This is a genomic window from Gaoshiqia sp. US2 (assembly GCF_059705485.1).
In genome coordinates this window covers 2245860-2269720 of sequence record NZ_AP048550.1, presented here as the reverse complement: position 1 = coordinate 2269720, position 23861 = coordinate 2245860, and the positions used below count along the sequence as shown (strand labels likewise).

Below are 23861 nucleotides of genomic sequence, written 5' to 3'. Positions count from 1 at the left end.
TTGCCGCGGCTGTTTTGATATTAGTCGAAAGCTTGATAAATTGCCGCCCTCCAAATTTTTAAGATGAAGAAATTTCTATTTTTTGTGCTGTTTGCTGTTGGGATTGTGATGAATACGATGGCCCAGACTCCGAAAAACAAAGACGACAACAGTAATAAATTGGCGGTAATCTGGTCGAGCGCCGATCCCGAAGTTGCTGAGAAAGTATGTTTCATGTACACCAAGAATGCCAAACGTCAGGGTTGGTTCGACGAAGTTGTCCTGATTGTGTGGGGACCATCGGCCAAATTGTTAGCCGAAGATGAAGATCTTCAGGCCGATATAAAAAAAATGATGGAAATGGGGATTGAAGTTGAGGCTTGTATGACCTGTGCCCACATGTACGGAATTGTGCAGGAACTGAATGACCTGGACCTGGACGTTAAACCCATGGGAATACCACTAACCGCCTATATTAAAGAAGGTTGGCATATATTAAGCTTTTAAACCCGCGGTTTAAACAATAGTTAAATTCGTGAGCTCATTTTTGAAATAATAGGTGGTGTGGCCACCTTTTTCTATTTTTGCGCCGATATTTTAAAATTCTCAAATCACTATCCATCAAAATAAACAAAAATGAGAAAAAAAGTTGTTGCCGGTAACTGGAAATGCAATACGACCTTACAGGAAGGTGTTGAATTAGCAAAAGCTGTAAACGAACTGGTCGCCAAAGAAGGCGCCAAAGATGTCGTTGTTGTTTTAGGAACGCCTTTCACCCATTTAACGAAAGTTGTTGAAGCGGTTGATAACAGCCGCGTTGGCGTAGCTGCCCAAAACTGTGCAGCCGAGGCAAAAGGCGCTTTCACCGGCGAAGTTTCTGCGGCTATGGTTAAATCGACCGGCGCTGAATTCGTGATCTTAGGCCACTCTGAAAGACGTGAATATTACGGCGAGACCAGCGAAATCCTGAATAAAAAGGTTGCCCTGACTTTAGCAAACGGATTAACCCCGATCTACTGCTGTGGTGAAGCCCTGGATATCCGCAACGCCGGAACTCAAAACGATTTCGTGAAGACACAATTGGAAGAAACCGTATTTAATCTTTCGACCGAAGATTTCTCGAAAATTGTGATTGCATACGAACCCATCTGGGCTATCGGAACAGGTGTTACTGCCAGCTCGGAACAAGCTCAGGAGATGTTGGCATTTATCCGCGGACTGATCGCTGACAAATTTGGCGCTGCGGTAGCTGAAGAAACTTCAATCCTCTATGGCGGAAGCTGTAGCCCCAAAAATGCCAATGAATTGTTTGCCAACCCGGATATCGACGGCGGATTAATTGGCGGAGCGTCGTTGAAAGCCGAAGATTTTCTGGCAATCATCAATGCCTATTAATCAATTAAAACAGATTGATTTTTGAAAAATAAAAGATCCCGGTTGGCTACTTGCTACCCGGGATTTCTTTTTATCTTAAAGGGAAATGAATTTTTCAAATTTAGGTCGAATCTGTTCTTTATTGATTAAATTTGGCCGTGGTTCGTTTCATTCATATGAAGACAAATTCATATATTTGCGGACCAAATTGCCTCTTTAGCTCAGCTGGTAGAGCAGCTCATTCGTAATGAGCAGGTCGCGGGTTCGAGTCCCGTGAGAGGCTCTTCGTCGAAAATCCCTTTCAGTCAATTGATTACAAGGGATTTTCGCTTGATGATCTTCGGTGAACCGAAACCGTCCTTGGATCTTAAAGCTGATAATGATCAGGACAATTAGGTTTTTCAGCAAATTACAACTAAAAATCGGGATTCAGGTTTTCCCATTTCACGTTCCAGTTCCCGTCATTCGGAAAACCGGGATTTTTGGTGTCACAACCTTCCCAACCGGCGCACATCAGCGCAATCGCTTTCAAAAAGCCGCCATTTCCGGGAAGGTAAATACGCAGTCGGTCATCCTGGTAATTATGACCATTCTTTAGGTAGGTATTTTTTTGCACATCCTTCAGTAAGGCCTCCAACGCCAGCTCAGGCTCAAGCAAACGGGTGGCACACATAGCAACCATCGGGTAATCCCAGCCCCAGGTATGCGGCCAGTCCCATCTTTCCATAATCAATTTCAGGGTGTTACGCATGGTCTCCTGATCAAATTGTTCCCAAACGGGTAACATCCCCAGGGCGCCCAACACCATCGGATGATCGCGCATATTTTTCGGATCGGTATACGAATCGGGCGCATTGCCGACTCCCATATAAAGGCCGTCGATTGCCAGCGGAGCAGCCAGTTGGCCACGGACTTCTTCCCATTTCGGATCAGGATTTTGCCCGAGCCGTTCTTTCCACTGTTGGGCAACCGTCAGTCCCCAATACCAATAGGCCAGTTCAAAGGGCGGATCAACGGTTGTTTCCTTGTTCCAGTGCTCCTGGGCCGGGATCAGGGGCGGCGCTAAGCGGTAAGTGTTTGTTTCCTCATCGAAGGTGGCGAAATCGGCCATAAAATCGGCTGTCGCAAAAATCAGATCAGCAAATTCCTCCGTCACTCCCGAAGCCGGATCAGACTGGTACAGTTGCTCTGCCAGGTAAATCAGGTGAGGCTGCTGCCAGATCAGGTAAGAGCCGACTGACGAAGGACTATTGATGCCATCGGGGCCAACCATTTTGGGCCAGCGCACTCCTTTGTATCCTTGCAAGCGGGTAAATTCAAGAGATTGCGGGTAAATGTCTTTGTAATATTTCAACTGACCAGCCATTTGCCCCTGACGTTGCCAGTTGTAAAAATGAGCACTGTGCCACCAAATCATTTCGAGGTGGAACTTGCCGTACCAACTGTTAAAGGTCAGCCCCGTTTCTTGGGGAGGCAAGCTTCCGGAACCGTTAATTTTGGTCAGGTATTGCGACAAAACCGTCCGTCGCTCCAGTTCCCTGGCCCGCGGGTCGGTGCATTCCGAAAAATCAACCGCGCCGCCTGTATTCCAAAAATCTGCCCACGAAGTTTCATTTTCAAGCCGGGTAGAATCAAAGCCAGGTAATTCGTCCACGATTGGCTCCGGTGAAAACAGGCAGCTAAATTCAAATCGTTTTTCAGTGGAAGCCGGCTCCAGCACAAACTGATGCCGGGCAGGATTTTCAAGCTTCGCCTCGCCGTTCCAGCTTATTTTGGTCACATAATGATCGTTGTCCAGCTGCCGGTGGATCAAAGCCGAGTTTGGGCCGTCTTCTTCCAGGCTTGACAGATGTTTTTCGGCTGCGTTCAGGTCATAACCCGCGTGAGTATGTGCAGCCGCCCCGTACGGAAAGAGCCATTCCACCGCCAATTGGTTTGACTGAATGAGCGGCGATTCAATTTGAACCGAAATCAGGTCCTTCTCCTGATGGGCAAAAACCCGGACCTTCACCGGTCTCCCTTCTACCTCGAAATCACTGGTCAGCTCTCCGTTCCAAAGATTTAACCGGTGCCTGGGCAACTGCACATCGTCGATCGTGATTTCGTTCCCGTCGGCTTTCCGGATAACCAACCTGATCAGTCCCAAATGCAGCCGATGGGGGTTCTCCCTGAAATAATTCACGGCGGCAACCGCTCTCGGCGAATCGCGCAGCTGACTCTGATAGGGAATTTTACGACCATTCACATCGTGATATTGATAACTCTCGGAAATATCGAAACCTTCGGTGTTGGGAAAAGTATGCCATCCCCAGTTCGACATGGTACCCAACGACACGCCGGCCTCGTACTCTTTGTAAAATGTTTGCAAACCGGTTAAATCGGTTGTAAAAGCAAAGTTGCCGTTACCAACCGACAAGGATGCCAGCGGATCAAATTCGTCAATCAGCGGGTTATGACGGCTTACCAAAGCATACCGGTCAATGCCCTGTTCCGCCTTTTTCGGTTGACAGGAAGCGCTTGTCAGTATAATGAACACGACACAAATTGCGTACATGTACCACCTGTTGAATGATTTTGTCTGCATAGGTTGTTTTTTGAATTAAAAGTCAGGTTTCCTTCAAATATACAAGAAAAAAAGCCCGCCGATACCGGGGCAAAACATCGAAAAGTTGATTGAAGAATTCGGAAGGACGCCCCTTCGTCCGAATAAGGTCAATCTGCGGATGTTTCCCGGTATTTGCGGGCTTCAAGAAAATGATCAATATCCCGGATTTTGCGCTATATCAGCCTGATTCCGGTCGATAGCCATTTGCGGAATCGGACGAAGGAACTTGTAATTCCCGTCATCACCTTTCATGTTTGACTCGCTGATTCCGTCCTCGTTATAGGCTACAACATATTCAATCAATTTATGGGTGCGTTTCAAATCAGTCCAGCGCACATACTCTCCCGCCATTTCACGGGCCCTCTCATCGAGGATGAAATCGAGAGTCATATCACCGGCAGCGACAGTCAAGCTGTTTTCAAAACCTGCTTTAATTGTTCCCGGACGCGAACGTAAGGTATTGACCAGCGGAGCTGCCTGTTCAGGTTTATCCATTTTCAGATACGCCTCTGCGGCAATCAGGTATGCTTCACCCAAACGGGCAACAACCACATCGTGCATACTGCATGTTGTACTTCTGTTGCTGAGCGAAGTCTCGGAATAATCGTCAAATTTTTTGATACAAGGTACGCCGAAGTCCATATTCCGACGGTTGAAATAGCTTTCGGCAGCGCCGTTTGAAGGAGCAATACCTCCCTGAGCAATTGTCTTCGAAATCAAAGTGTTTACTTTAAGCCCATACGGGTCGTTTGCCTTCCAGGCTGCGATATCGTCATCGGTTGCCCATGCAGGAGCATAGTAAATTTTTATTGGCGAAGTGTTTCGGGCCGTATAATAATCGAAATACCAGGTATGAAATTCCTGCATAAACGTTTGTTCGTAGCGCCCGTCTCCTTTGTGATAGAGTTGGTGTAAACGCAGGAAAGGAGACAGATTACCATCGATTGCCTTATTCCGGGCATTTTCAGAACCTCCCAGATAGGCGCCAAATTGAGCTTGCTGATAACTGCCGTCGCCGGAAGGGTCTTCTACTGCTGAATAATCAAATTGAACCGACCAGAATATCTCGGAGTTACTCTCATTCTTAAAATCAAAAACACTTTCAATGGATAAAGAAGGAGCTTCGCCGTTAATCGCCTGCATGGCATAAGTGGCAGCATTCGAAAAATCAGACGACTGAGCAATATTCTCTTCCAGTGATTCATACCCCTGGCCATTCAACCAGGCCCGCGTAAGGTATGCTTTTGCCAGAAAGAAAGCAGCTGCCCGTTTGTTGGCACGTCCTACACCCGAAGCGCTTCGTTCGAGCAATGAAGAATTCCCGGAAATGAGATAAGTAAACTCATCAATAATAAACGAATAGATCGTTCCCAAATCCGTACGCTCATGGCTCATTTCGGCATAGTCGAACATTTTCGTATTCAGCGCTACTTCACCAAATTGCTGTACTAACTGAAAGTAGTACCAGGCGCGGATAAACCGGGCTTCGTCAATGTATTGTTTTCGCACGGACGATTCCTCTGTCGTTTCTCCGTAATGAATTACACTGTTAGCCAGCTGGATACCCTTGTAACAATTCTGATAAAAAGTCTGCACAATACCTTCGGTGGCTGTTAAAGCCCGATAATGGTTCATGATCACCCCCTGAGATTTTCCGTCACCATAAATGTCGGTCCCAGCAGAAAACAGGAGTGGCTGTATGTTGTATAAATCTCTCAGAGAAGAATAGGCAGCATTGGTTAAACTCTCAAAACCAGTAGATGTAGCGTAAAAGCCCGTCGTTGATTCACTGGAACGAATATCAGGCTCAAGAAAATCGGAACAACCGGTGAACAGGAGTATGGCAAATGCCATGATCAAATATTTTTGTTTCATAACTTAATCGTCTTTTGAGTTAGAATTTAACATTTACACCAATTTGATAGGTCCTGGAGCTAACACCGCCCGAACCATCACTAATTTCAGCGTCGGCCCACTCCGGGTCAAAACCTTTGTAATCGGTAAAAGTGAATGGATTCAGCACATTGAGATAAACCCGGAAAGCCGAAATTTTTGCTTTGGAAACCAGGTTCTTTGGAAGGGTATACCCCAACGTGATGTTTTTTACTTTGACAAACGAATTGTCGACAAAATACTGGCTGCCATCTTTGCTGTTAATCCAGAAAGATCCGGCCCCTGCATTATTCGCCCCCCCTGTTGGGAAAGGATAGGAACCGTAATGAGTGCCATTTTGAGAACTAATCGTACCATTTTCTCCTAAAACAGGCGCCCCGTCGGGAATATAATAATCCATTTGAATATGCTGTGTCCCACGACTGCTGTAGCTGGCAAAATTCCCCATAAACGGGCTGTACACTTTACTTCCCTGCGAAGTATATATGCTAAAAGAAAAATCGAAGTTTTTATAATTGAGATTAGACATCAAACTACCGGTCCAGGTCGGATTTACATGACCTTGAATGGTTTTGTCACTCGGGTCAATCGTTCCTGATCCGTCCACATCTTTAATTTTCATTTCTCCTTCATAAAACTTCGTCTTTTTTGTTGGATCGGCAGCAAATGCAGCTGCTTCTTCAGCGGTACAAACCCCGTCTAACACGTAGCCGTAAACCACATCAATCGGCTGACCGATGAACCACCAGTTTCCGGTCAGATCTTCCTTGCCTCCGTTTAATTCAAGAATCTCGTTCTTGTTCCGGGCATAAGTGAAGGATGTTGTCCATGTAAAATCTTTTTTTCGGATATTAACTGTCGTTAGCTGGACTTCAACCCCTTGATTTTTTACTTTCCCTACATTGCTCCAAATGGAACCGGTTGACGAGCCCAGTTCAAAGGGCGTATCCATCTCCATCAACAAATCTTCCGATATTTTGTGATAAGCATCGACAGAGCCGAACACCCGGTTATCCCAAAGTCCGAAATCGATACCGAAGTTAATTTCGTTTGTTTTTTCCCAGGTAAGTTCAGAGTTTGTCAGGCTATAGCCGTAACCGTTGGCAATGGTGTTGCCGAAATTGTAATAATATTTGGTATCGGCCAAAGCGCGGGTGTCATACGGACCTACATGCGCGTTGTTTCCGGTAATACCATAACTGACGCGAAGTTTCAGGTTTGTCAACCAGTGGGCTGCATCCATAAAATTCTCTTCGGACATACGCCAGGCCAAAGCCGCCGACGGGAACATCCCCCACTGGTTCTCTTTCTTGAATTTTGAACTGCCATCCCAGCGGCTGGAGATCGTGGCCAGATACCTTCCCTTGTAATCATAATTCAAACGAGCGACATACGAAAGCATCGTAATTTTTTCGAAGTAACTGCCTTGGTTTTGAACCGTTCCGGACGAGAGGTTATACCATTTTACATCAAAGGGCATGTCAACAACGGTCATGTTGTTGCCTTCCATTGTTTGACTGTAAACACTCACCAGGCCTAACAGATTAAAATTATGATCTCCGATTTTTCTCAGGTAGTTTGCCTGGGTGTCCCAGGTGTACGAAAATACTTCGTCGCTGTTGTCTTCGGCATAATTCGTTTTACCACGCCTGTTTTCGGTATCAACGCCATAAAAAACACCGTTATGCTCCTTCGTGTACATCGGGGAGAAAGTGGTCTTTAAAACAACATCTTTTACCGGTGTAAATTGCAAATAGGTATTCGCCATCACGTAATAGGCACGGACATCGTCGGTTGAATTCATGCGGTCGACAACCGGATTCAGCGTAGAAGTCGGGCCCCCTCCGGCGGGATATACTGCTTCATCTTTTCCGGGTTGAAGGATTAATTCGCCGGCATGTTCACCTTCCCAATAATAGGCCGGCATCACAGGCGTCATATTGAATCCGGTTTGCACCGATCGTTGGCTGCCTTTGTTTTGAAGTGAAGTAGCTAAATTGGTATTAAAACCGACTGTTAATTGATCCGAAATCCGGGAATCGAAACTGGCTTTCATATTCCAGCGCTCATAATTATCATAAATCATTCCCTTTTCGGACTGGTAGCCGACCCCGACACGGTAACTAATATCCTTGCCGTTTCCTGAAATATTAACAAAGTGGTTTTGTTGTTGTCCGTCTCTAAGAACAATATCGGTCCAGTCGGTGTAGTTCTTGTCGGCATAAAATTGTTTGATTACCGGGCTGTCGCCACCCCAGAAATTCCGGAAATTGGCTTCGGTCATGTTCCAACTGGTGGCGCCGGTGGTAGCATTCATCGAGGAACTCACGTAGCGTGAAAAACGATATTTCAGAAACTCATCGCCATCCATAAAATCGGGCATGTAAGCTGTTTTTTTCACGCCAAAGTATGCATCGTAGCTCACAATTGTTTTCGTTTTATCTGACAGATCGGTTCCTTTTTTTGTCGTAATCATCAACACACCGTTTGTGGCGCGCGAACCATAAATCGCCGTTGACGAAGCATCTTTCAAAACGTCGATTTTCTCAATATCCATCGGGTTCAGAAAGTTCATGTTGTCACATACCACTCCGTCGATAACATATAAAGGCTCGCCTCCCTGCATGGAGCTTTTCCCGCGAATCTGGATGCTGAATCCGTCGCCCGAACGACTGGAAACCTGCTGGATGTTAACACCGGCCACCTGGCCCTGTAATCCTTCCATCACCGAGGTAGATCCCCTGGAAACAATGTTTTCAGATTTTACACTTCCGATTGAGCCGGTTAAGTCGCTTTTTTTCATGGTTCCGTAACCAATCGCCACCACCTCTTCAATGCCAATCGCGTCTTCAATCAACACCACATGAATGCTTTGCCGGTTATTCGATTGGATCTCCTGGGTTTTCATCCCCACGAATGAGAAAACCAGGGTGGCATTTGAAGGCACATTGGCTAAGGTATAATTTCCGTCAAAATCGGTAATGGTACCAATGGTCGAACCTTTCACGACAACAGTAGCCCCGGGAACCGGTTCTCCGGCAGCGTTCGTCACTTTCCCAGACAGGCCTTGCGGTTGCGTACTTTGTACCTGGTTTTTGGTCAAAACAACCTGGTTACCCATGATCAAATAGCCAATGTCTGCTCCTGCAAACAACCGATCAAGGACTTCCGAAATCGTCTTGTCTTTGAGTTGTATACTTACCCGCGACTCAACATCTACTTTTTCTTTATTATAAATGAATTTGTACGACGATTGATTTTCAATCTCGAGGAGTACCCGCTCAATGCTCGTATTATCCAGATCAATTGAAAGTTTGGTAGTTTGTGCGTATGTACTGGTTGCCATGACTTGCACAACACTTAATAGAAACAAAAAAACTGACAGTTTCATTGTACGTAAAATTTTTTTTAGCGGCCAGTTTTCACCTGCCCGGCCAATTCGTTTTTTTTTCATAAATTTGAATTTTTAGTAGAGTTAAAATAATGTGGAAACTCGCTAATCAATTGGAAGGAAGTGTTTGCCGCACTTCCTTTTTTTGACTTTATCATTTCAGGATATTATATCATAGGCATTTTCAGTTTTTATGATTTTTTTGTAATGACAATCTTTCTTTTCGAAACCAGATCGTCCTCGCCGGCAGTCCGTTCGCGGATGATGTAATCAATATCCATCGTCAGTTTCATGTACCGGAGTATTTCATCGATGCTCTCGTGTTGCATGATTGCCCTGAACTGCTGTGTTTTGCTCACATCTTCCTGAACTTCGATATCAACATGATAATACCGTGACAGTTTCCGGACAACCTCGTCGAGCTTATCGTTCATAAATATTAACTGGCCTGATTTCCAGGAAATATAGTTCTCAACATGGACACTCGATTTGCTTAGCTGTTGATTTACCCGGTTGCTCACCAGTCTTTCAGAAGGGAGCAACAACTGTTTAAACCCTTGTTCTTCTCCCGTAACTTCAACTTTGCCCGAAGCCACCACAACTTCCGAAATTGAATCTGCTTTGTATGAAACAATATTAAACGATGTTCCCAGCACTTTGATCCGGATGGAATTGGCATCAACAATAAAGGGAGATTGGGGATTTTTGGCTACCTCGAAGAAAGCTTCACCATCGATAACTACTTTTCGCTCGGCCCCAAACTGAACCGGGTACCGGATCAATGAGCCTCCGTTTAACCATCCGGTTGAACCGTCGGGTAACGAAAACCTGGTCCGGGAACCATAGGGCGAGTGAACTTCGACAAAAGAAACCGCATCAGAAACAACATCCTCATTCTGAAGCATAAAATAAACCGACAGGATAAGAACCGGCAAAAGCAGGATAGCTGCCACCCGCGCATAAAATTGCCAGAGCAGGCTAAGCTTACTGGTTTTTGGCGCAGACTGAAGAAGTATCCGGTGATTGATTTTATCGAGCAGGGTATCAAATTCCTTACCGGAAGGACTTTCGGAACAGGATTGCCAGTATTCGTTCAACCCGGCGTCCAACAAGCGGGCATATCGGTCATCGGCGAAATATTCATCCACAATTCGTTTATCATCCAATGAAAATTTTCCGTTCAGGTATTTCTTGAGTATGCTTGAATCAAATCTCATTTTCTTCGTCTTGCTTTCCTGTTATATCCACAAGAAAAGAAAACGTACTATGTCCGGGTAAAAAAAATGATCAACAGGTATAAACCACCGGGGCTTATATCATATTTTGATGCCTCGGTCCGTAGGAATTTTTGGGCAGCTACCAACTGGTTTTTTACGGTTTGCTCCGACAGGTTTAACATTTTGGCAATTTCCGGGTTTTTTAAGCCCTGTTTTTTGCTTAAAATAAAAATCTCGCGCCGGGCTGGCGGAAGCAACTCAATAATCCGGTCGATGTGCTCGAGCATATTCTTGAAATCCGCCACGCTCAGATCCGAACTGCTGTTAAAATTTAATTCCAAAGCCAGTTCCTGTTTGTACTTTTCTTCCAGTAGTTTTTTGCGGTAATATTTGCGGGATATATTCACGGCAATGGTAAACAGATAGGCTTTAAGCGAAAGACGAACATCCAACTCGCTTCGTTTTTCCCACAGTTTTAAAAAAACGTCCTGTACCGCTTCTTCCGCGACATAGTCGTCTTTGAGTATGCCCGCGACAAACGAAAACAACGAGGGCCCGTATTTATGGAATAACTGATTGAATGCAGCATGATCACCTCGTTTTACCGATGAAACAAGTTGCCGATCTGATATGTGTAAATCTTCTTCCAAAAAACAATCCGCTTGAGGAGGCACAGTTAATATGCCGGTTTTATAACCAACCGCGTAACAAATATAATCACTTCAATTCCAAAATCAGTTCTGAAGAATAACAATCCCCTGAAAATCGTTTTTAGAACGAATATGTCTCATCGCGGGTTGTTCATTTCTTGTGAAGAACTTCATTGAAACATCATCTAATTCCAAAATAATTACACTTAATTTTGCTGAAAACAGACATAGAATGACAACAGAAGAATTTTGGAACAAATATACCCATGAGGATATTTTTGAAATTTATGATATCACCTGTGACTTCTTTTCCCAAAAATTACCGGAGGAATTTCTGGAAAATTATGATGTAGGGGAAGTCATTTTAGAGATGAAGGGGCATCACGAAACGGCCAAACAATTTGATAAGGTACTGAAATTCACAAAGTTAATCCAAGACAAACAAAGTCAGTTATATCAAGAATATTTTCAATATTTTGATGAATTCCTGGTTGACTATTATCTTTTTCACGGTGAAACAGAAAAAGCTGAAAATGCCTTTTCCAATTTTATAAAAAAACCGGTGCACGATTTTGACGCCTACCTGACTTGTTTTAAAAAACTTCTTTTCTACCAACGCGCCAATATTCTGGATAGGGCGATCACGGCAAACTACAATGAGGTTGAAAATTCAGATAAGCTAATTGGCAGTGCGGCGTATGATTTAGCCACGAGCAAGTTATACATCACCCTGGAACAATTTTATCAGAAATATAAAAAAGAAAACGTATTTGATAAAGACGCCTTAAATGTAATCCTCGACCAGTATGGTTTTAATTTTGATGAAAACGCGTTTTTATTCATTGAAGAAGGCCTTTTCGGATCAATTTTGCAAAACGAAGATTTAATAAAAGCATTCGCCGAGAAAAAAAGGAAATTGTTCGTGTTAACACTACAAGGGTATTTTTTGAGATACATGTACAGCCACAATTTTACGTTTATGTTCAGTGGCAGCTTATGGGATAAATTGTTGGCATTTTGGGAAGAAAACAGTGGTAAAAAAAGACGGGATCCGGATCAGTACTTTTCAGTCAATCCCGGAGAATACGAGAAGTACCTGGCCGTTTTATCTGGTAGCATGTTCGTTGATAATCGATCTGAAATGATCGCGATACTCTGGGGGAGTGTTTACATTTATGACTTTTTATTATCGATTGGGTTGATTAGCCAGAAAACTTACGATAACTTCTTAAGGGCATCGCGGGTATTAAAAGGCAAAGTGATCGGACAATTTACAAAAGAGCTATGGAATTCCGATTTTGTACATCGTTGGGGAAAACCCGATGGTATTTCAAGTACCGAATTTGAAGAAGAGGGAAAAATATTTCAGAAAAGTGTATCATTTACTGACTTTGAATTTGCAAAACTAAAGGTGGAAATAGCTGATGAATTGGAACATATCGGGGAACTTTCAGAATTTATTATCGAAGGTGGCAAACCTGTCGATCATCGTTTCGACACATCCTTATTCAAAAAATTGCTCGATCCTGAACAAACGCTTGCGTTAAACGAAAATTCCAAAGCGAAAAAGGAAAACAGGGGAAGCGTTGTTTCGGTAAGAACAGAAGCAAAAATTGGCAGAAACGATCCTTGCCCTTGCGGAAGCGGGAAGAAGTACAAAAAATGTTGCGGACAAGAGTAAAATTCCGGCGCTAACCATTTTTAAGGTAATGCCACATGGGGCATCCCGGTTATGGGATATTACCCTACTGGTTGCTTCTTTTATCATGTATTACCTGGAAGGAGAAAAACAACCGGATGCTTTCCCGAATATACTCGCCGCTTTCTGGTGGGCAATAGCCACATTAACCACCGTGGGATATGGAGATGTTTACCCGGTTACGGCCTTGGGTAAGCTGCTGAGCGGGTTGATCGCTATTATGGGCAGGCCTGGTTGCTTTACCAACCGGATTGATGCGCCGGCTTTATGAACAAGATTGAGCGCAAAAAATCCGGGCAAATCTGCTCCCATTGCGGGAAAAGGGTCGATGAGCCTGGAAAATAAAATCTACCATTCAATTCAGGCCACAATTCAAAAATTTGACGTCTGCCATTCGAAAGAATATCATGTCAATTTTACATAAAAAAGTTCAGCGAATCAATCCGTGGGATACTGAAGGGGCCCGAAAATGGTACATCTCCCCCAAGCGGATAGGACAAAAAAGTGTGAAAGAAATCGCCGAAGCTTTGGCCAAAAACACGGCCTTAAGCAGAGGCGAAGCGAGCCTGCTTGAACGGTTTTTACAACCCCGGAACCATCGGTTGGTCCCGGGGTTTTTATACTTCTGATTCAGGCCAATCCGACCCGGTTGAGCAGGCACATACAAACTTCTCCGTATAAGTCGGCAAACTTCTCTTGATCTGTTTCAGAACTTCTCCGTATCTGTGCTCATCACTTCTCAGTATAAGTTTGCGAACTTCTCCTTATAAGTTTTGTGACTTCTCTTTACAAGATAACAAACACATGCCTGATAGGATAAATAACCTGTTCATTCCCGTCTCGATCTGATTATACTAGTATCTTACGGGCAAGTACATGAGTATTTGAAAAAACCCATTACAGCGCAATCTTCCATCAAATCGCGCGTTATCGGGGGATTCAGACAGAATTTATTGTAAAACTCTGGCCTACTCTCGTATATTCAATAAATTATCCGTGATGCTGGTAACCTAAAATAAAGCATAAAAAAATTTCAATATTTCACTCTGACAGAACTTTATTTAATATCTAGTTTCACGACCTCACTTCCGGCCAGCAAAAACGCTCCTGTACCATACACTTCCCAGCTATCGGCACTAAAGTTTTTACGCGGGTCGGCGCCAATCGGCTGGCACCAGCCAACGCGGGCATCCGGTTGTATCAATCCATTCAGTCCTATCCATGCGTTAATAACCGCTGGCAAATAAGTCTCCCGATCAAGAATATCATTATTGATTCCCCAAGCTAACGCATAAGTGTAAAAACCCGATCCGCTGGCCTCACCACCCGGATATGACTCCGGATCGAGCAGACTCGAGCGCCACAAACCGTCTTCCTGCTGTAGAGATACAATCATGGCAGCCATTTCTTTATAATTTTGAATGTAGAAATCGCGATTTGGGTAGTCGACCGGTAGTTCAGAAAGGGTCCTTACCAATCCTCCCATCACCCAGCCATTTCCGCGCGACCAGAATATTTTTTTACCATTAGCTTCTTTTTTTGGTTCTACACCCGGCTCATCCCATTTGTATGAAACATCTCGGGCATACAGGTGATTTTCTTTATCCCACAGAAGGTCATAAGTCTCCTTCCAAAGTTTATCAGTCAGTTTCAGGTATTTATCGTCGTTTAGCGTAACACCCAATTTTGCAAATGCCGGCGGAGCCATAAACAAGGCATCGCACCACCACCAGGTTATCCGTTCCATTCCTTCACCTTCATAGATAGTCTGCATAAAATTATCCATGATTTCTGTAAACGGCCCAATCATTTTATTATCGCCTGAAACCCGGTACATATCTATGTAAATCTGGCAAATAGCATGATCGTCGGCATGCTGTAATCGCGGTCCCGGCTTCCATTCGTTCTGCTCACCTATTCTAACCAGTTCTTTCCAGATTTTCTTCGATTCTGTCGTTTCGTATGCAGCAAATACTCCAGCATAAAATGCACCGTTGGTCCAGTCGTAAAGTTGATGTAGTGGGTGCCCGAGCTGCCAGTTGAGCGCTTTTTTCATGGTCTTTTTTATGTAAGTATCTTTAAAAAGCTTGTCGGTGCTATTGTCTCCAGCCATCACCGAAACACTGATAAAAAGCAGGAACAGGAACGCTAATTTCGTCATTCTCATTGGATTAAAACTCATTGGATTAAAAATTTTAGATAAAATATTTAAATACGTTTTCATTCTTAACTTTCAAATATTTGTGTTCATTTTTTGTAATTTTTCATGAATAGTTTAGACTGTTTAAAAATTCCCGGGGGAAAGATATATAGGTAGAAAAATTGTTATTCACTCTGTTAAGGCTGTATCAAAAGCCTTGAATAGAGTCATCCTGTCCGGCAGTTGCCGGATCAGGATCTCAACCCGTTGAATGACAGACCCCGAAATAAATTCGGGGTGACCAGATTCCCAAAGATTAAGGACTTTTGATACATCCTCATCATCAAAGATTATTCAATTTCTACCCATATTTTGTTCCTAATGGAACAAATAAATAAAATTGAAACAGTCTCTTAATATTAAAAATTTTAAGAAACCCCGAGAAACTTATTCTCTCCGGGTTTTCTTAATTAATTCATTTAATATCTGCCTTCACAAAACTACCAAACAAAATTTCAACTAATCTGGCCTTAGATTTAAACCTCAAAATTAGATAGTTAATATCCCTCATTTTGCGGAAGCAAATTAGGATTGCGATCAAGTTCGTCCTGTGGCAAAGGCAGTAAGTAATGGAATTTCTGAAAATTGGTGTGTGGTTCATACGAGTTTGTTCCTGTGAAAACTTCTGGTCCAATGTCCCAGCGTTTAATGTCATACCACCGTTTCCATTCAAACGCAAGTTCTACACGACGTTCTTCACGAACCGCAGCCCTAAAATCAGCTTGAGACATTCCCGGAATCAGATTAGCCGGAAATTCGGTCTGTTCGCCGTCATAATTTCTTGCGCGTGCCCGTACTTTATTAATGTATTCGTATGCCTTAGCATTTGGGCCTCCACTGGCCTCATTAATTGCTTCCGCAGCGATCAACAATACTTCAGCATAACGGAAAATATTGTAATTATGATCGGATAATGTTCCATCGGCAGCCGAAGCACCCGGATATAAACACCATTTAGCAATATGAATACGCGGCCATCTCCATTCTGTATAAGGAGTCATTACTCCTTTTACCGGTGTTTCGGTTACGAAACTAACTTTTTTCCGATAGTCCTGGTCATCGAAACTTGCATATGCTCCCGGAGAAGCTACAACTACGCTCCATCCCTGCATATCCGCATCTCTAATACCAGTAATAGGAGCCATGAAATCGACCTGCTGAGGGTAAGTCGCTCCCTGGAAACTTCCTTTAAAATCGACAGCCCATATTTGTTCACTGTGGTCGCCATTTACGGCTTTCCATAAATCCTGATAATCTGCAAGTAGCTCATACCCGTAAACAGAAGCATTATTAATCACTTCTTCGGCATATTGTGCAGCTTTGGCGTAGTCTTTCGTGGTCAGGTACACTGAAGCCAGCATGGTTTTGGCAGCCCCTTTGGTTGGTCTGCTCCTAATACCTTTTATATAGGTGTCAGGCAAATATTTAATGCCTTCCTCACAATCAGCGATAATATGTTTGTAAATTTCTGATGCAGGTGTTTTTGATATATCCTTTATTGAAGCAGGATTCGAAACAAATTCGCCCATATATGGAATATCACCCCATAGCTGAACCATGTGATAATAGCAAAGTGCCCTGATCATTTTAGCCTCTGCAATTAACTGGTTTTTATAATCTTCATTCATCTCAACCCCAGGTATTCCACTAATTGCAGAATTTGCGGCCCCGATAACCTGATAAAAAGCTGGCCACATGTCAGTAACCGCTCCATTATTTGAGTCTGCTGTGAAATTATTTATCTGAACACGTTGAGCCGGAGTTCCTATGTCGCCTATGTCGCACATATCACCAGCTAACTGGAGGACAATCAGAAGCCTCCGTCCATAAAGAAACTCACTTGCAATCCAGGAATATCCTCCCATGACAGCAGCTTCAGCATCAGCCTGCGTCTTAAAAAATGATTGGGGAGCTAACAATCCTATTGGTTCCTCATCAAGATCAGTACATGCAAACATAATTGAGAGGAATAAACTCGTTATAATAATTTTCTTAAACATTTTCATATTTTTAGCTTTTTACGATTTACAAACCGATATTAACACCGAATGTTAAAGACTTCACATTGGGATAGCTCCCATAATCAAGGCCAACATTGGTATTCGAATCCCTGAAACTAACTTCAGGATCGTACCCAGTGTATTTGGTGATCGTAATCATATTCTGGGCACTTACATAGACCCGAAGTTTTGAAATGTTAAGCCTATTCAAAATACTTCCCTCTATATTATAACCTAATGCAAGATTTTTTAACCTGACATAAGAACCATCTTCAACCCAGCGAGTTGACACTTCAGCTTTATTTCCTCCTGAAGCCATAGGAACATCAGTGTTTGTATTTGTTGGTGTCCATCGGTCAAGAGCGTCCTTGGTCGCATTGCTTTTCCCTGCCATCCAATCTAGTTCCATGCGGGTATAATTCATCATGTCGTTTCCAACACTACCGTGTATAAAAATATTTAGATCAAAATTCTTATATCTAAAATCGTTGTTCAATCCAAAAATGAAATTGGGATGGGGATTTCCAATGATAACACGGTCGTCCATGTTAACTGATCCATCCGGTCTGCCGTCAAGCTTGCCACTCTCATCACGTCCTGTTACATCACGATATTTGATGTTTCCCGGTTTTTTATTTGGCTCAGCACTAAAATCATCTCCTTGCTGATAAACTCCGTCAAATATCCAACCATAGAATGCGCCTATAACTTCTCCTTCTCTAAGTATTTGTGAATCGGAAGAAAGCATGTGTCCTGGTACTGTTGAATACAAGACATCACCACCTGCCAGAGCAAGTATTTTGTTTCTGTTAAATGAGATGTTGAAATCGGTATTCCATTTCAATGATTTGTTCAGATTGACAGTTGACACAGAGAATTCCCAGCCTTTATTTAATACGCTGCCCATATTTTGCAAAGAAGTAGTGTATCCGGAATATTCGGGAAGTGGAACATTATACAAAAGGTCTTCAGTTTTTTTGTAATAATAATCGGCTGTAAAAATCAAACGTTCGTTAAATAATCCCACATCCAATCCAACGTCAGTTTGAGAAGTACTTTCCCAAGTTAAGTTTTTATTTGCAACAGTGCTGGGCATAATAGCGTTAACCGGAGTTCCATCAATGACTGTTGTGGAGGGTGTAAACAAAGCTAGTGATCGATACGAACCAATCTCGGTATTTCCGGTCATTCCATAACTTGCTCTTAATTTTAGATGACTCAGTTCCGATATTTTCTTCATAAATGGCTCTTCTTTCACATTCCATGCAAATGCTCCAGATGGGAAAAATGCCCACTTGTGGTTTACCCCAAAACGTGATGAACCATCATAACGTCCGGTGAACGTAAGCAGGTATTTATTGGCAAAATTGTAATTTAACCTTCCGTAGAAAGAAGCAAGTACCCATTGAGTTAAACTTGATGAAGGATTTTGAAATCTGGAACCACCGCCCAGGTTCCAGAACGAGAATGAATTGGTAATAAAATTTTGGTTAGACGCATTCCAGTATTCACTCCGGTTTGACTGGTAGGAATAACCTGCCATAAAATTTAACTTATTTAAATCGTTGATAGCTTTGTTGTAAGTCAGGTAATTTTCATTCAGCAAAATGGTGTTTTTATTCGACGAAATTGAACCAATACCCCCAAAGTTTTCACCATCTTTCAATATCGTTGGCACATATAGCCCGTTTCTTGAATTTAAAATTTGCACCCCAACCGTGGTCCGGAATATCAAATCTTTCATCAAATCAATTTCGGCATACGAATTTCCCTGAAAAACATCGATAACGATGTTATTTTCCCTTTCCTTCGCAATAGCCACCGGATTATCATGCGGATCCCCAATTTTGTGACGAGTATAGTTTCCGTTCTCATCATAAACACCTTGGACCGGTTCGAATTTTAATGCTGCAGTAACCACTCCTGTACCAGTCGTTCCCCCGCTTGCCTCCTGAGTCCTTACACCATCCTGCGTTGTGCGGGTAAAATTCATCTTGGTTCCGAACTTAATATGATCGTTAAAGTCAACATCTAAGTTTGTTAATCCTGAAATCCGGTTAAAGTTTGAATTGATCACCGTCCCCTTGTTCCCAAAGTAATTAGCAGAAGTATAAAATCTGAAATTCTCCTTGCCACCATTGGCAGATAATTGGTAGTTCTGTAATATACCTGTCCGGAATATTTCGTCCTGCCAATCGGTCCCTTCACCATATTGTTGCGGATTTGGAAAAGGAATTGCTGTTAATCCGTCGTTTTTGTACAAATCATTCATCATTTCTGCAAATTCCTGCCCATTCAGCATATCCAATTTTTTGCCAATCTGCTGAACAGAATATGAAGAATTAAGTTCAATGTTTGTTTTACCTGATTTACCGCTTTTGGTGGTTACCAGTACAACCCCATTTGCACCCCTTGATCCGTAAATAGCTGTAGCCGAGGCATCTTTTAAAATTTCAATCGACTGAATATCCTCAGGTGCAGGTACCGAACCTCCAGCAAAGCCGTCAACCACATATAATGGTTCGCTGCTGGCATTAATTGAAGTACCTCCGCGGATTCGAATACGGGGCTGAGTTCCCGGTTCACCATTTCTTGAAGTAACCATTACTCCTGAAGCACGCCCTTGTAGTGCCTGTGTCGCTCCTAATGCAGGATAAGCAGCTAATTTGGTTGAAGATACAGATGTTACAGAACCTGTAAGGTCTGATTTTTTCATCGTTCCATACCCCACAGCCACCACCTCGTCAATCCCAATCGATTCTTCAACCATCCTTATATCAATAACTGATTTTCCGGAAACAAGTATTTCCTGGCTCTTCATCCCCACGAACGAAAACACCAGGGTGGCATCGGCCGGAAGGTTGGAGAGCTGGTAGTTCCCGTCGAAATCGGTGATGGTGCCGGAGGTTGTACCTTTTACCACCACGCTGACACCCGGAAGCGGAGCTCCTGTGGAATCGGTCACTTTACCGGAAACATTCCGCTGCTGAGCAGCCATTTTGCCCGATTCGGCGCTTTGTTGTTTGTGAATAACAATCAACTTATTGTTGATGGTGTAGGTCAACCCGGTGCCCTCCAACAGGTCGTTCAACACCTGATCAATCTGCTGATCTTTGATGTTTACCGTAACTGTTTTTGACAGATCCACTTCTTTGGCATTGTAAAAGAAAGAAAATTCGGATTGGTCTTCAATGCGTCCCAGAACCTGCTCGATGCTCAGGTTCTGCCCGCTTAGGTTTAGTTTCGTGTTTTGCGAGTAGGTTGACGCTGATACCTGCACCAGCGCCACCAACATAAACAAACAGATTAGTTTCATAATTCGAATGATTTTGGGAAGATTAGCCCGTTGGACATCATCCTCCTCATTACGCTTTTTTTTCATACATTTGTAATGTTTAGACAATTAATATGTGATTGTTTTAAAAGGCGGGATGTTGTGGCGACAAACCGCCTTTCCTTTTTATTTACATCGGCTTAAGGCTTAGTTCAAACTCCCTGAAATTTATCTTTTTGTAATCAACCGGAGTGGTTAGCTTTAAGGCATCCAGTACCTGCCAGATGGTTTCCTGGTTTTTAAACCGCCCGGTATAAGTCATCGCATCGAATTCAGCTCCCTGGTACACCAATTTGACATCGTACCAACGCTCCAACCGTCGAATCAGGTCGGGAAAAGAAATTTCTTTGAAAATAAAATCGTTGTGCACCCAGGCTAGTTCCGATTCAACATCGGCCTTTTCCAAAACCGGAATCATGCTTTTCTGATCAAAACTAACTTTTTCGCCGGGGCTTAATCCGATCGGCTGGTGATCTCCGGCGGTAAGCTGAATTTTTCCTTCGGCCAGCGTGGCGCTGACTTTTGGGTCGTCGGCATAGCTGCTGATATTAAACCGGGTACCGGTAACCAGCACATCAAACTTGTCGGTTTTAACGGTGAAGGGATGTTTTTCGTCTGATTTAACTTCAAAATAAGCCTCCCCCTGTAAGGTAAGCACCCTGTTTTTTGCCGAGAAACCGGCATTGAGTTGCAGCTGGCTGCCCGAGTTCAGGTTAACCCGTGTGCCATCGGCCAACACAATTTGAGATCGGGATCCCATCGGTACATGAAATGACTCAAGCTGGCTGGTCGGAACCGGGTTGTCGAAACGAACCAGGTGACCAATCAGCAGGCCAAACATCAATACGGCGGCAACCGCCCAACCCGATACCCAGGCCGGCAAAGTTCGGCGTTTGGCTGTGGCGGCCTGCTTCCTGTAAAAACGGAGCAGTTGTTCCGACTCGTTGAAAGAGGTGGACATGCTGCCATCCCAAACATCTTTCAGTCCGAAAAACAGTTTTTTAGGCTCTTCTCCCGACCGAATCCAGTCCAGCAATGCGGCAGCATCGCCGTCCGAAAGCTCCCCGTTCAGGTAACGGGCTATTAATCGTTCTTTATCTTCGGTTGTGCTCATAAGCAGATTTTTTAGCTTATTTACTTTCAACACAACTCAGCAAAAGAAACTACGTCATAAAAAACCGAAAATTTTCTACTTGTTTTTTAGACGACAGAAATTCAGTAAGATATGGAATAATTTTTCGGAAAGTTTTTGCTTTAATTCCGACAGGGCCCGAAAGAGACGAGTCTCGACGGTACGCAGCGGAACACCCAGGCGTTCGGCGATCTCCTTATTTTTCAGTCCTTCAAAACGGCTCAATTCAATCACTTCGCGGTGAATCGCCGTTAAGGAATCGATGGCCTGATGAATCCGGTCGATTTCCTCCTGTTCAATCAGCGACCTTTCTCCGCTCTGATAATGGATGATTTCCAGTTCAGCCACTTCCGCATACCAGCTATCCTGATGCTTCTGTACCACTTTTTGGTGCTTTAAATAGTTTAAGCAGGCATTTCGCACCGAGCTGAACAAATAAGCTTTCAGGTGTTCTTCGTCCAGCCCGGTTTTTTTCTTCTCCCAAATCAACGCAAAAACATCCTGCACCAGGTCGAGCGCTGCAGCCTCGCCGGGCACAAATTTCCGGGCATACAAAAACAGCGGGGCATGATACTTTCGGAATATTAGCTCAAAGTCTGACATGGATTAGGATTTCGGGCACGTAAAATAACGAAATAATTGCTCAAATATAAAAATCAAAAACCTCCCGAATTCATTTTAATGTTCCTCAACAAAAAAAAGCCCCCTGAGTTTCAGGGAGCTTTAACCACATTCAAACAAAACCTCACTTTTAATCCAGGGAAATCGCTTTTAGAATATTTTGCTTTCTATTATGAGCGTCTTTCTAACTTATTTGATGTGAAACCCTCCCCTGCCCTCCCTTTTAAGCTACTCTTTATACTTATCTTTTAGAAATGAAAACAGATAGTAACGAGAACAAAAGTCCGGCAGTTGCCGGACGAAATATTGGTAGCCTGGGGCAAAACGACGAAGGAGTGGCGCCCCAGGTTGGAGTGGGAAGAAAGAAAATCGTCCGCGCGATGTCGTTCATAAAAGAAATGTTCTCTCTCCGGACGAAAAAGAGGTGGTTTTTTTTACCCAAAATGACGCGGCGCAATTCCGTCCGAAAGGATTTTGTTTGCTTCGTTCAACGAATTTTCGCGGACGGTATTCCTCTTGCATTCTTTACCCAGGGCGACGTTTCGGTTCGTTCCTCCCTCAACTTTGCCCTGGGCTACCAATCTTTTGCCCCTACAGGGCAAGAAAAATATGAAGGATATTTGTGTATTAAAGAGTAGCCTTTTAAGAGAGGGTGGTTCCGGCCAACCGGAACCGGGTGGGTATGGAAGGGGAACCCGATGCTTCTATAACCATTAGATCGTTAAAGGCGATTTCCCTGACTCTTAATCTGATTCTGACCTAACAATCCGGTAAAAACAGGTGTTTCTGATGGCTGATCAATTTTTGAATGAAAAGAAAAACCAGAGCTTACCGGACCTTTATGTTCTCCGTCGGGCTATTGAAATACCCGCACATAATCGATGAGCATAGCGGCCGGAAAGACCTGGTCGTCGACCCCGTGTTGGCCGCCCCAATTGCCGCCGACAGCTACATTTAACAGCAAGTAAAAGCGTTGATCAAACGGCCAGTCGCCCGAACCGTTTCTACTGTTCTTAAATGTAAGTTGTAACTGGTCGTCGACAAAAAAGTCAATTTGATGCTCATCCCATTCGATGGCATACACATGAAAAGCATCGTACATTTCGGCCAGATAAGCCGATTTTCCTTTTTGTGTGCCAATCATGTGGTTGAAATGCTCCGTATGCACCGTGAAGAATACCGAATCCGGATTATAACCCACGTGTTCCATGATGTCGATCTCGCCGCTTTTTGGCCAACCGCCATAGTTGTTTTCGGTTGGCAGCATCCAGATGGCAGGCCATAATCCGCGTCCTTTCGGCAGTTGAGCCCGAACCTCCACCCGGCCATACTTCCAGTCGCCTTTATTTTTGGTAACCAGCCTGGCCGAGGTAAACTTTTTAGATTCAAATGACTGAGCGCGGGCGATCAGCTCCAACTGCCCGTTTTTTACCTGTACATTGTTGGTATCGGCCCTGGTGTAATATTGCAGTTCATTGTTTCCCCATCCGTGCCCGCCGACCTGATAATCCCACCGGGCGCTGTCGGGCAAACCGTCGTAATCAAACTCATCGCTCCACACTAACTTCCGGTTTTTATCCCGACCGGGCTCCGCTGATTCTGACACCGATCCGTCCTGTCCATCAGTCATTCCGGGAACTGCCTTACTTTCCGGCGAAGATTCAGCAGGTGTACAAAAGGCGGTTTGTTCAGCAAGCAGACTGCCGGAGTGTAAAAACCAGATCAGCGCCAATGAAAATAACCGGATTTTTTTCATATCATGTGTG

At 43.7% G+C, this 23861-nt stretch carries 17 protein-coding genes and 1 tRNA gene; 7 read left to right on the top strand and 11 right to left on the bottom strand.

Translation table 11 applies throughout. From position 1 onward, the window contains the following. Window positions 1–63 precede the first annotated feature (63 nt). The 3 genes from AC6H3C_RS08945 (at window position 64) to AC6H3C_RS08935 (ending at window position 1636) form a co-directional block, all read left to right on the top strand. Window positions 64–486, top strand: a complete 423-nt coding sequence (locus tag AC6H3C_RS08945; protein ID WP_497520414.1) for a DsrE family protein — start codon at window positions 64–66, stop codon at window positions 484–486. 129 nt (window positions 487–615) lie between these two features. Then, a complete protein-coding gene (gene tpiA, locus AC6H3C_RS08940) occupies window positions 616–1374 on the top strand; it encodes a triose-phosphate isomerase (protein WP_497520413.1) in 759 nt (252 codons plus the stop codon). 189 nt (window positions 1375–1563) lie between these two features. Then, window positions 1564–1636 (top strand) — tRNA-Thr (locus AC6H3C_RS08935). Between the two features lie 132 nt (window positions 1637–1768). Here the strand turns inward: AC6H3C_RS08935 and AC6H3C_RS08930 are convergent. The 5 genes from AC6H3C_RS08930 to AC6H3C_RS08910 form a co-directional block, all read right to left on the bottom strand. Further along, window positions 1769–3937 carry a hypothetical protein gene (locus AC6H3C_RS08930; protein WP_497520412.1) on the bottom strand — a complete coding sequence of 723 codons (2169 nt, stop codon included), beginning with the start codon at window positions 3935–3937 and terminating at the stop codon, window positions 1769–1771. Window positions 3938–4111: 174 nt separating this feature from the next. Beyond that, window positions 4112–5833 (bottom strand): RagB/SusD family nutrient uptake outer membrane protein, encoded by a 1722-nt coding sequence (locus AC6H3C_RS08925; RefSeq protein ID WP_497520411.1) that lies wholly within the window; start codon window positions 5831–5833, stop codon window positions 4112–4114. A 19-nt stretch (window positions 5834–5852) separates the two neighbouring features. Next, entirely contained in the window at window positions 5853–9305 is a 3453-nt protein-coding gene (locus tag AC6H3C_RS08920) for a TonB-dependent receptor (protein WP_497520410.1), read from the bottom strand. Between the two features lie 128 nt (window positions 9306–9433). Then, window positions 9434–10459: a FecR family protein gene (locus tag AC6H3C_RS08915; RefSeq protein ID WP_497520409.1), complete on the bottom strand. Its 1026-nt coding sequence runs from the start codon at window positions 10457–10459 to the stop codon at window positions 9434–9436. 47 nt (window positions 10460–10506) lie between these two features. Continuing rightward, window positions 10507–11109 carry an RNA polymerase sigma factor gene (locus tag AC6H3C_RS08910; RefSeq protein WP_497520408.1) on the bottom strand — a complete coding sequence of 201 codons (603 nt, stop codon included), beginning with the start codon at window positions 11107–11109 and terminating at the stop codon, window positions 10507–10509. Between the two features lie 232 nt (window positions 11110–11341). On the opposite strand from AC6H3C_RS08910, the gene AC6H3C_RS08905 reads away from it, so the two are divergent. The 3 genes from AC6H3C_RS08905 (at window position 11342) to AC6H3C_RS08895 (ending at window position 13437) form a co-directional block, all read left to right on the top strand. Then, entirely contained in the window at window positions 11342–12790 is a 1449-nt protein-coding gene (locus tag AC6H3C_RS08905; protein WP_497520407.1) for a YecA family protein, read from the top strand. Window positions 12791–12818: 28 nt separating this feature from the next. Further along, window positions 12819–13079, top strand: coding sequence for a potassium channel family protein (locus AC6H3C_RS08900; protein WP_497520406.1), 261 nt, complete (start codon window positions 12819–12821; stop codon window positions 13077–13079). A gap of 136 nt (window positions 13080–13215) precedes the next feature. After that, complete coding sequence (locus AC6H3C_RS08895) at window positions 13216–13437, top strand: hypothetical protein (RefSeq protein ID WP_497520404.1); 222 nt, start codon at window positions 13216–13218, stop codon at window positions 13435–13437. A 428-nt stretch (window positions 13438–13865) separates the two neighbouring features. On the opposite strand, the gene AC6H3C_RS08890 is transcribed toward AC6H3C_RS08895, so the two are convergent. The 5 genes from AC6H3C_RS08890 to AC6H3C_RS08870 all read right to left on the bottom strand — a co-directional run bounded on the left by AC6H3C_RS08890 (window position 13866) and on the right by AC6H3C_RS08870 (window position 22077). Beyond that, the gene (locus AC6H3C_RS08890) at window positions 13866–14969 is read right to left on the bottom strand and encodes a glycoside hydrolase family 88/105 protein (RefSeq protein WP_497520403.1); all 1104 of its coding nucleotides are present in this window, start codon (window positions 14967–14969) and stop codon (window positions 13866–13868) included. 536 nt (window positions 14970–15505) lie between these two features. Then, window positions 15506–17014 (bottom strand): RagB/SusD family nutrient uptake outer membrane protein, encoded by a 1509-nt coding sequence (locus AC6H3C_RS08885; protein WP_497520402.1) that lies wholly within the window; start codon window positions 17012–17014, stop codon window positions 15506–15508. A gap of 19 nt (window positions 17015–17033) precedes the next feature. Beyond that, entirely contained in the window at window positions 17034–20390 is a 3357-nt protein-coding gene (locus tag AC6H3C_RS08880) for a TonB-dependent receptor (RefSeq protein WP_497520401.1), read from the bottom strand. A gap of 82 nt (window positions 20391–20472) precedes the next feature. Beyond that, window positions 20473–21456, bottom strand: coding sequence for a FecR family protein (locus AC6H3C_RS08875; RefSeq protein WP_497520400.1), 984 nt, complete (start codon window positions 21454–21456; stop codon window positions 20473–20475). 75 nt (window positions 21457–21531) lie between these two features. Next, entirely contained in the window at window positions 21532–22077 is a 546-nt protein-coding gene (locus tag AC6H3C_RS08870) for an RNA polymerase sigma-70 factor (RefSeq protein ID WP_497520399.1), read from the bottom strand. Window positions 22078–22349: 272 nt separating this feature from the next. Between AC6H3C_RS08870 and AC6H3C_RS08865 the strand changes: the two genes are divergently transcribed. Further along, window positions 22350–22733 (top strand): hypothetical protein, encoded by a 384-nt coding sequence (locus AC6H3C_RS08865; protein WP_497520398.1) that lies wholly within the window; start codon window positions 22350–22352, stop codon window positions 22731–22733. A gap of 218 nt (window positions 22734–22951) precedes the next feature. On the opposite strand, the gene AC6H3C_RS08860 is transcribed toward AC6H3C_RS08865, so the two are convergent. Continuing rightward, window positions 22952–23851, bottom strand: coding sequence for a glycoside hydrolase family 16 protein (locus AC6H3C_RS08860; RefSeq protein ID WP_497520397.1), 900 nt, complete (start codon window positions 23849–23851; stop codon window positions 22952–22954). Between the last annotated feature and the right edge of the window lie 10 nt (window positions 23852–23861).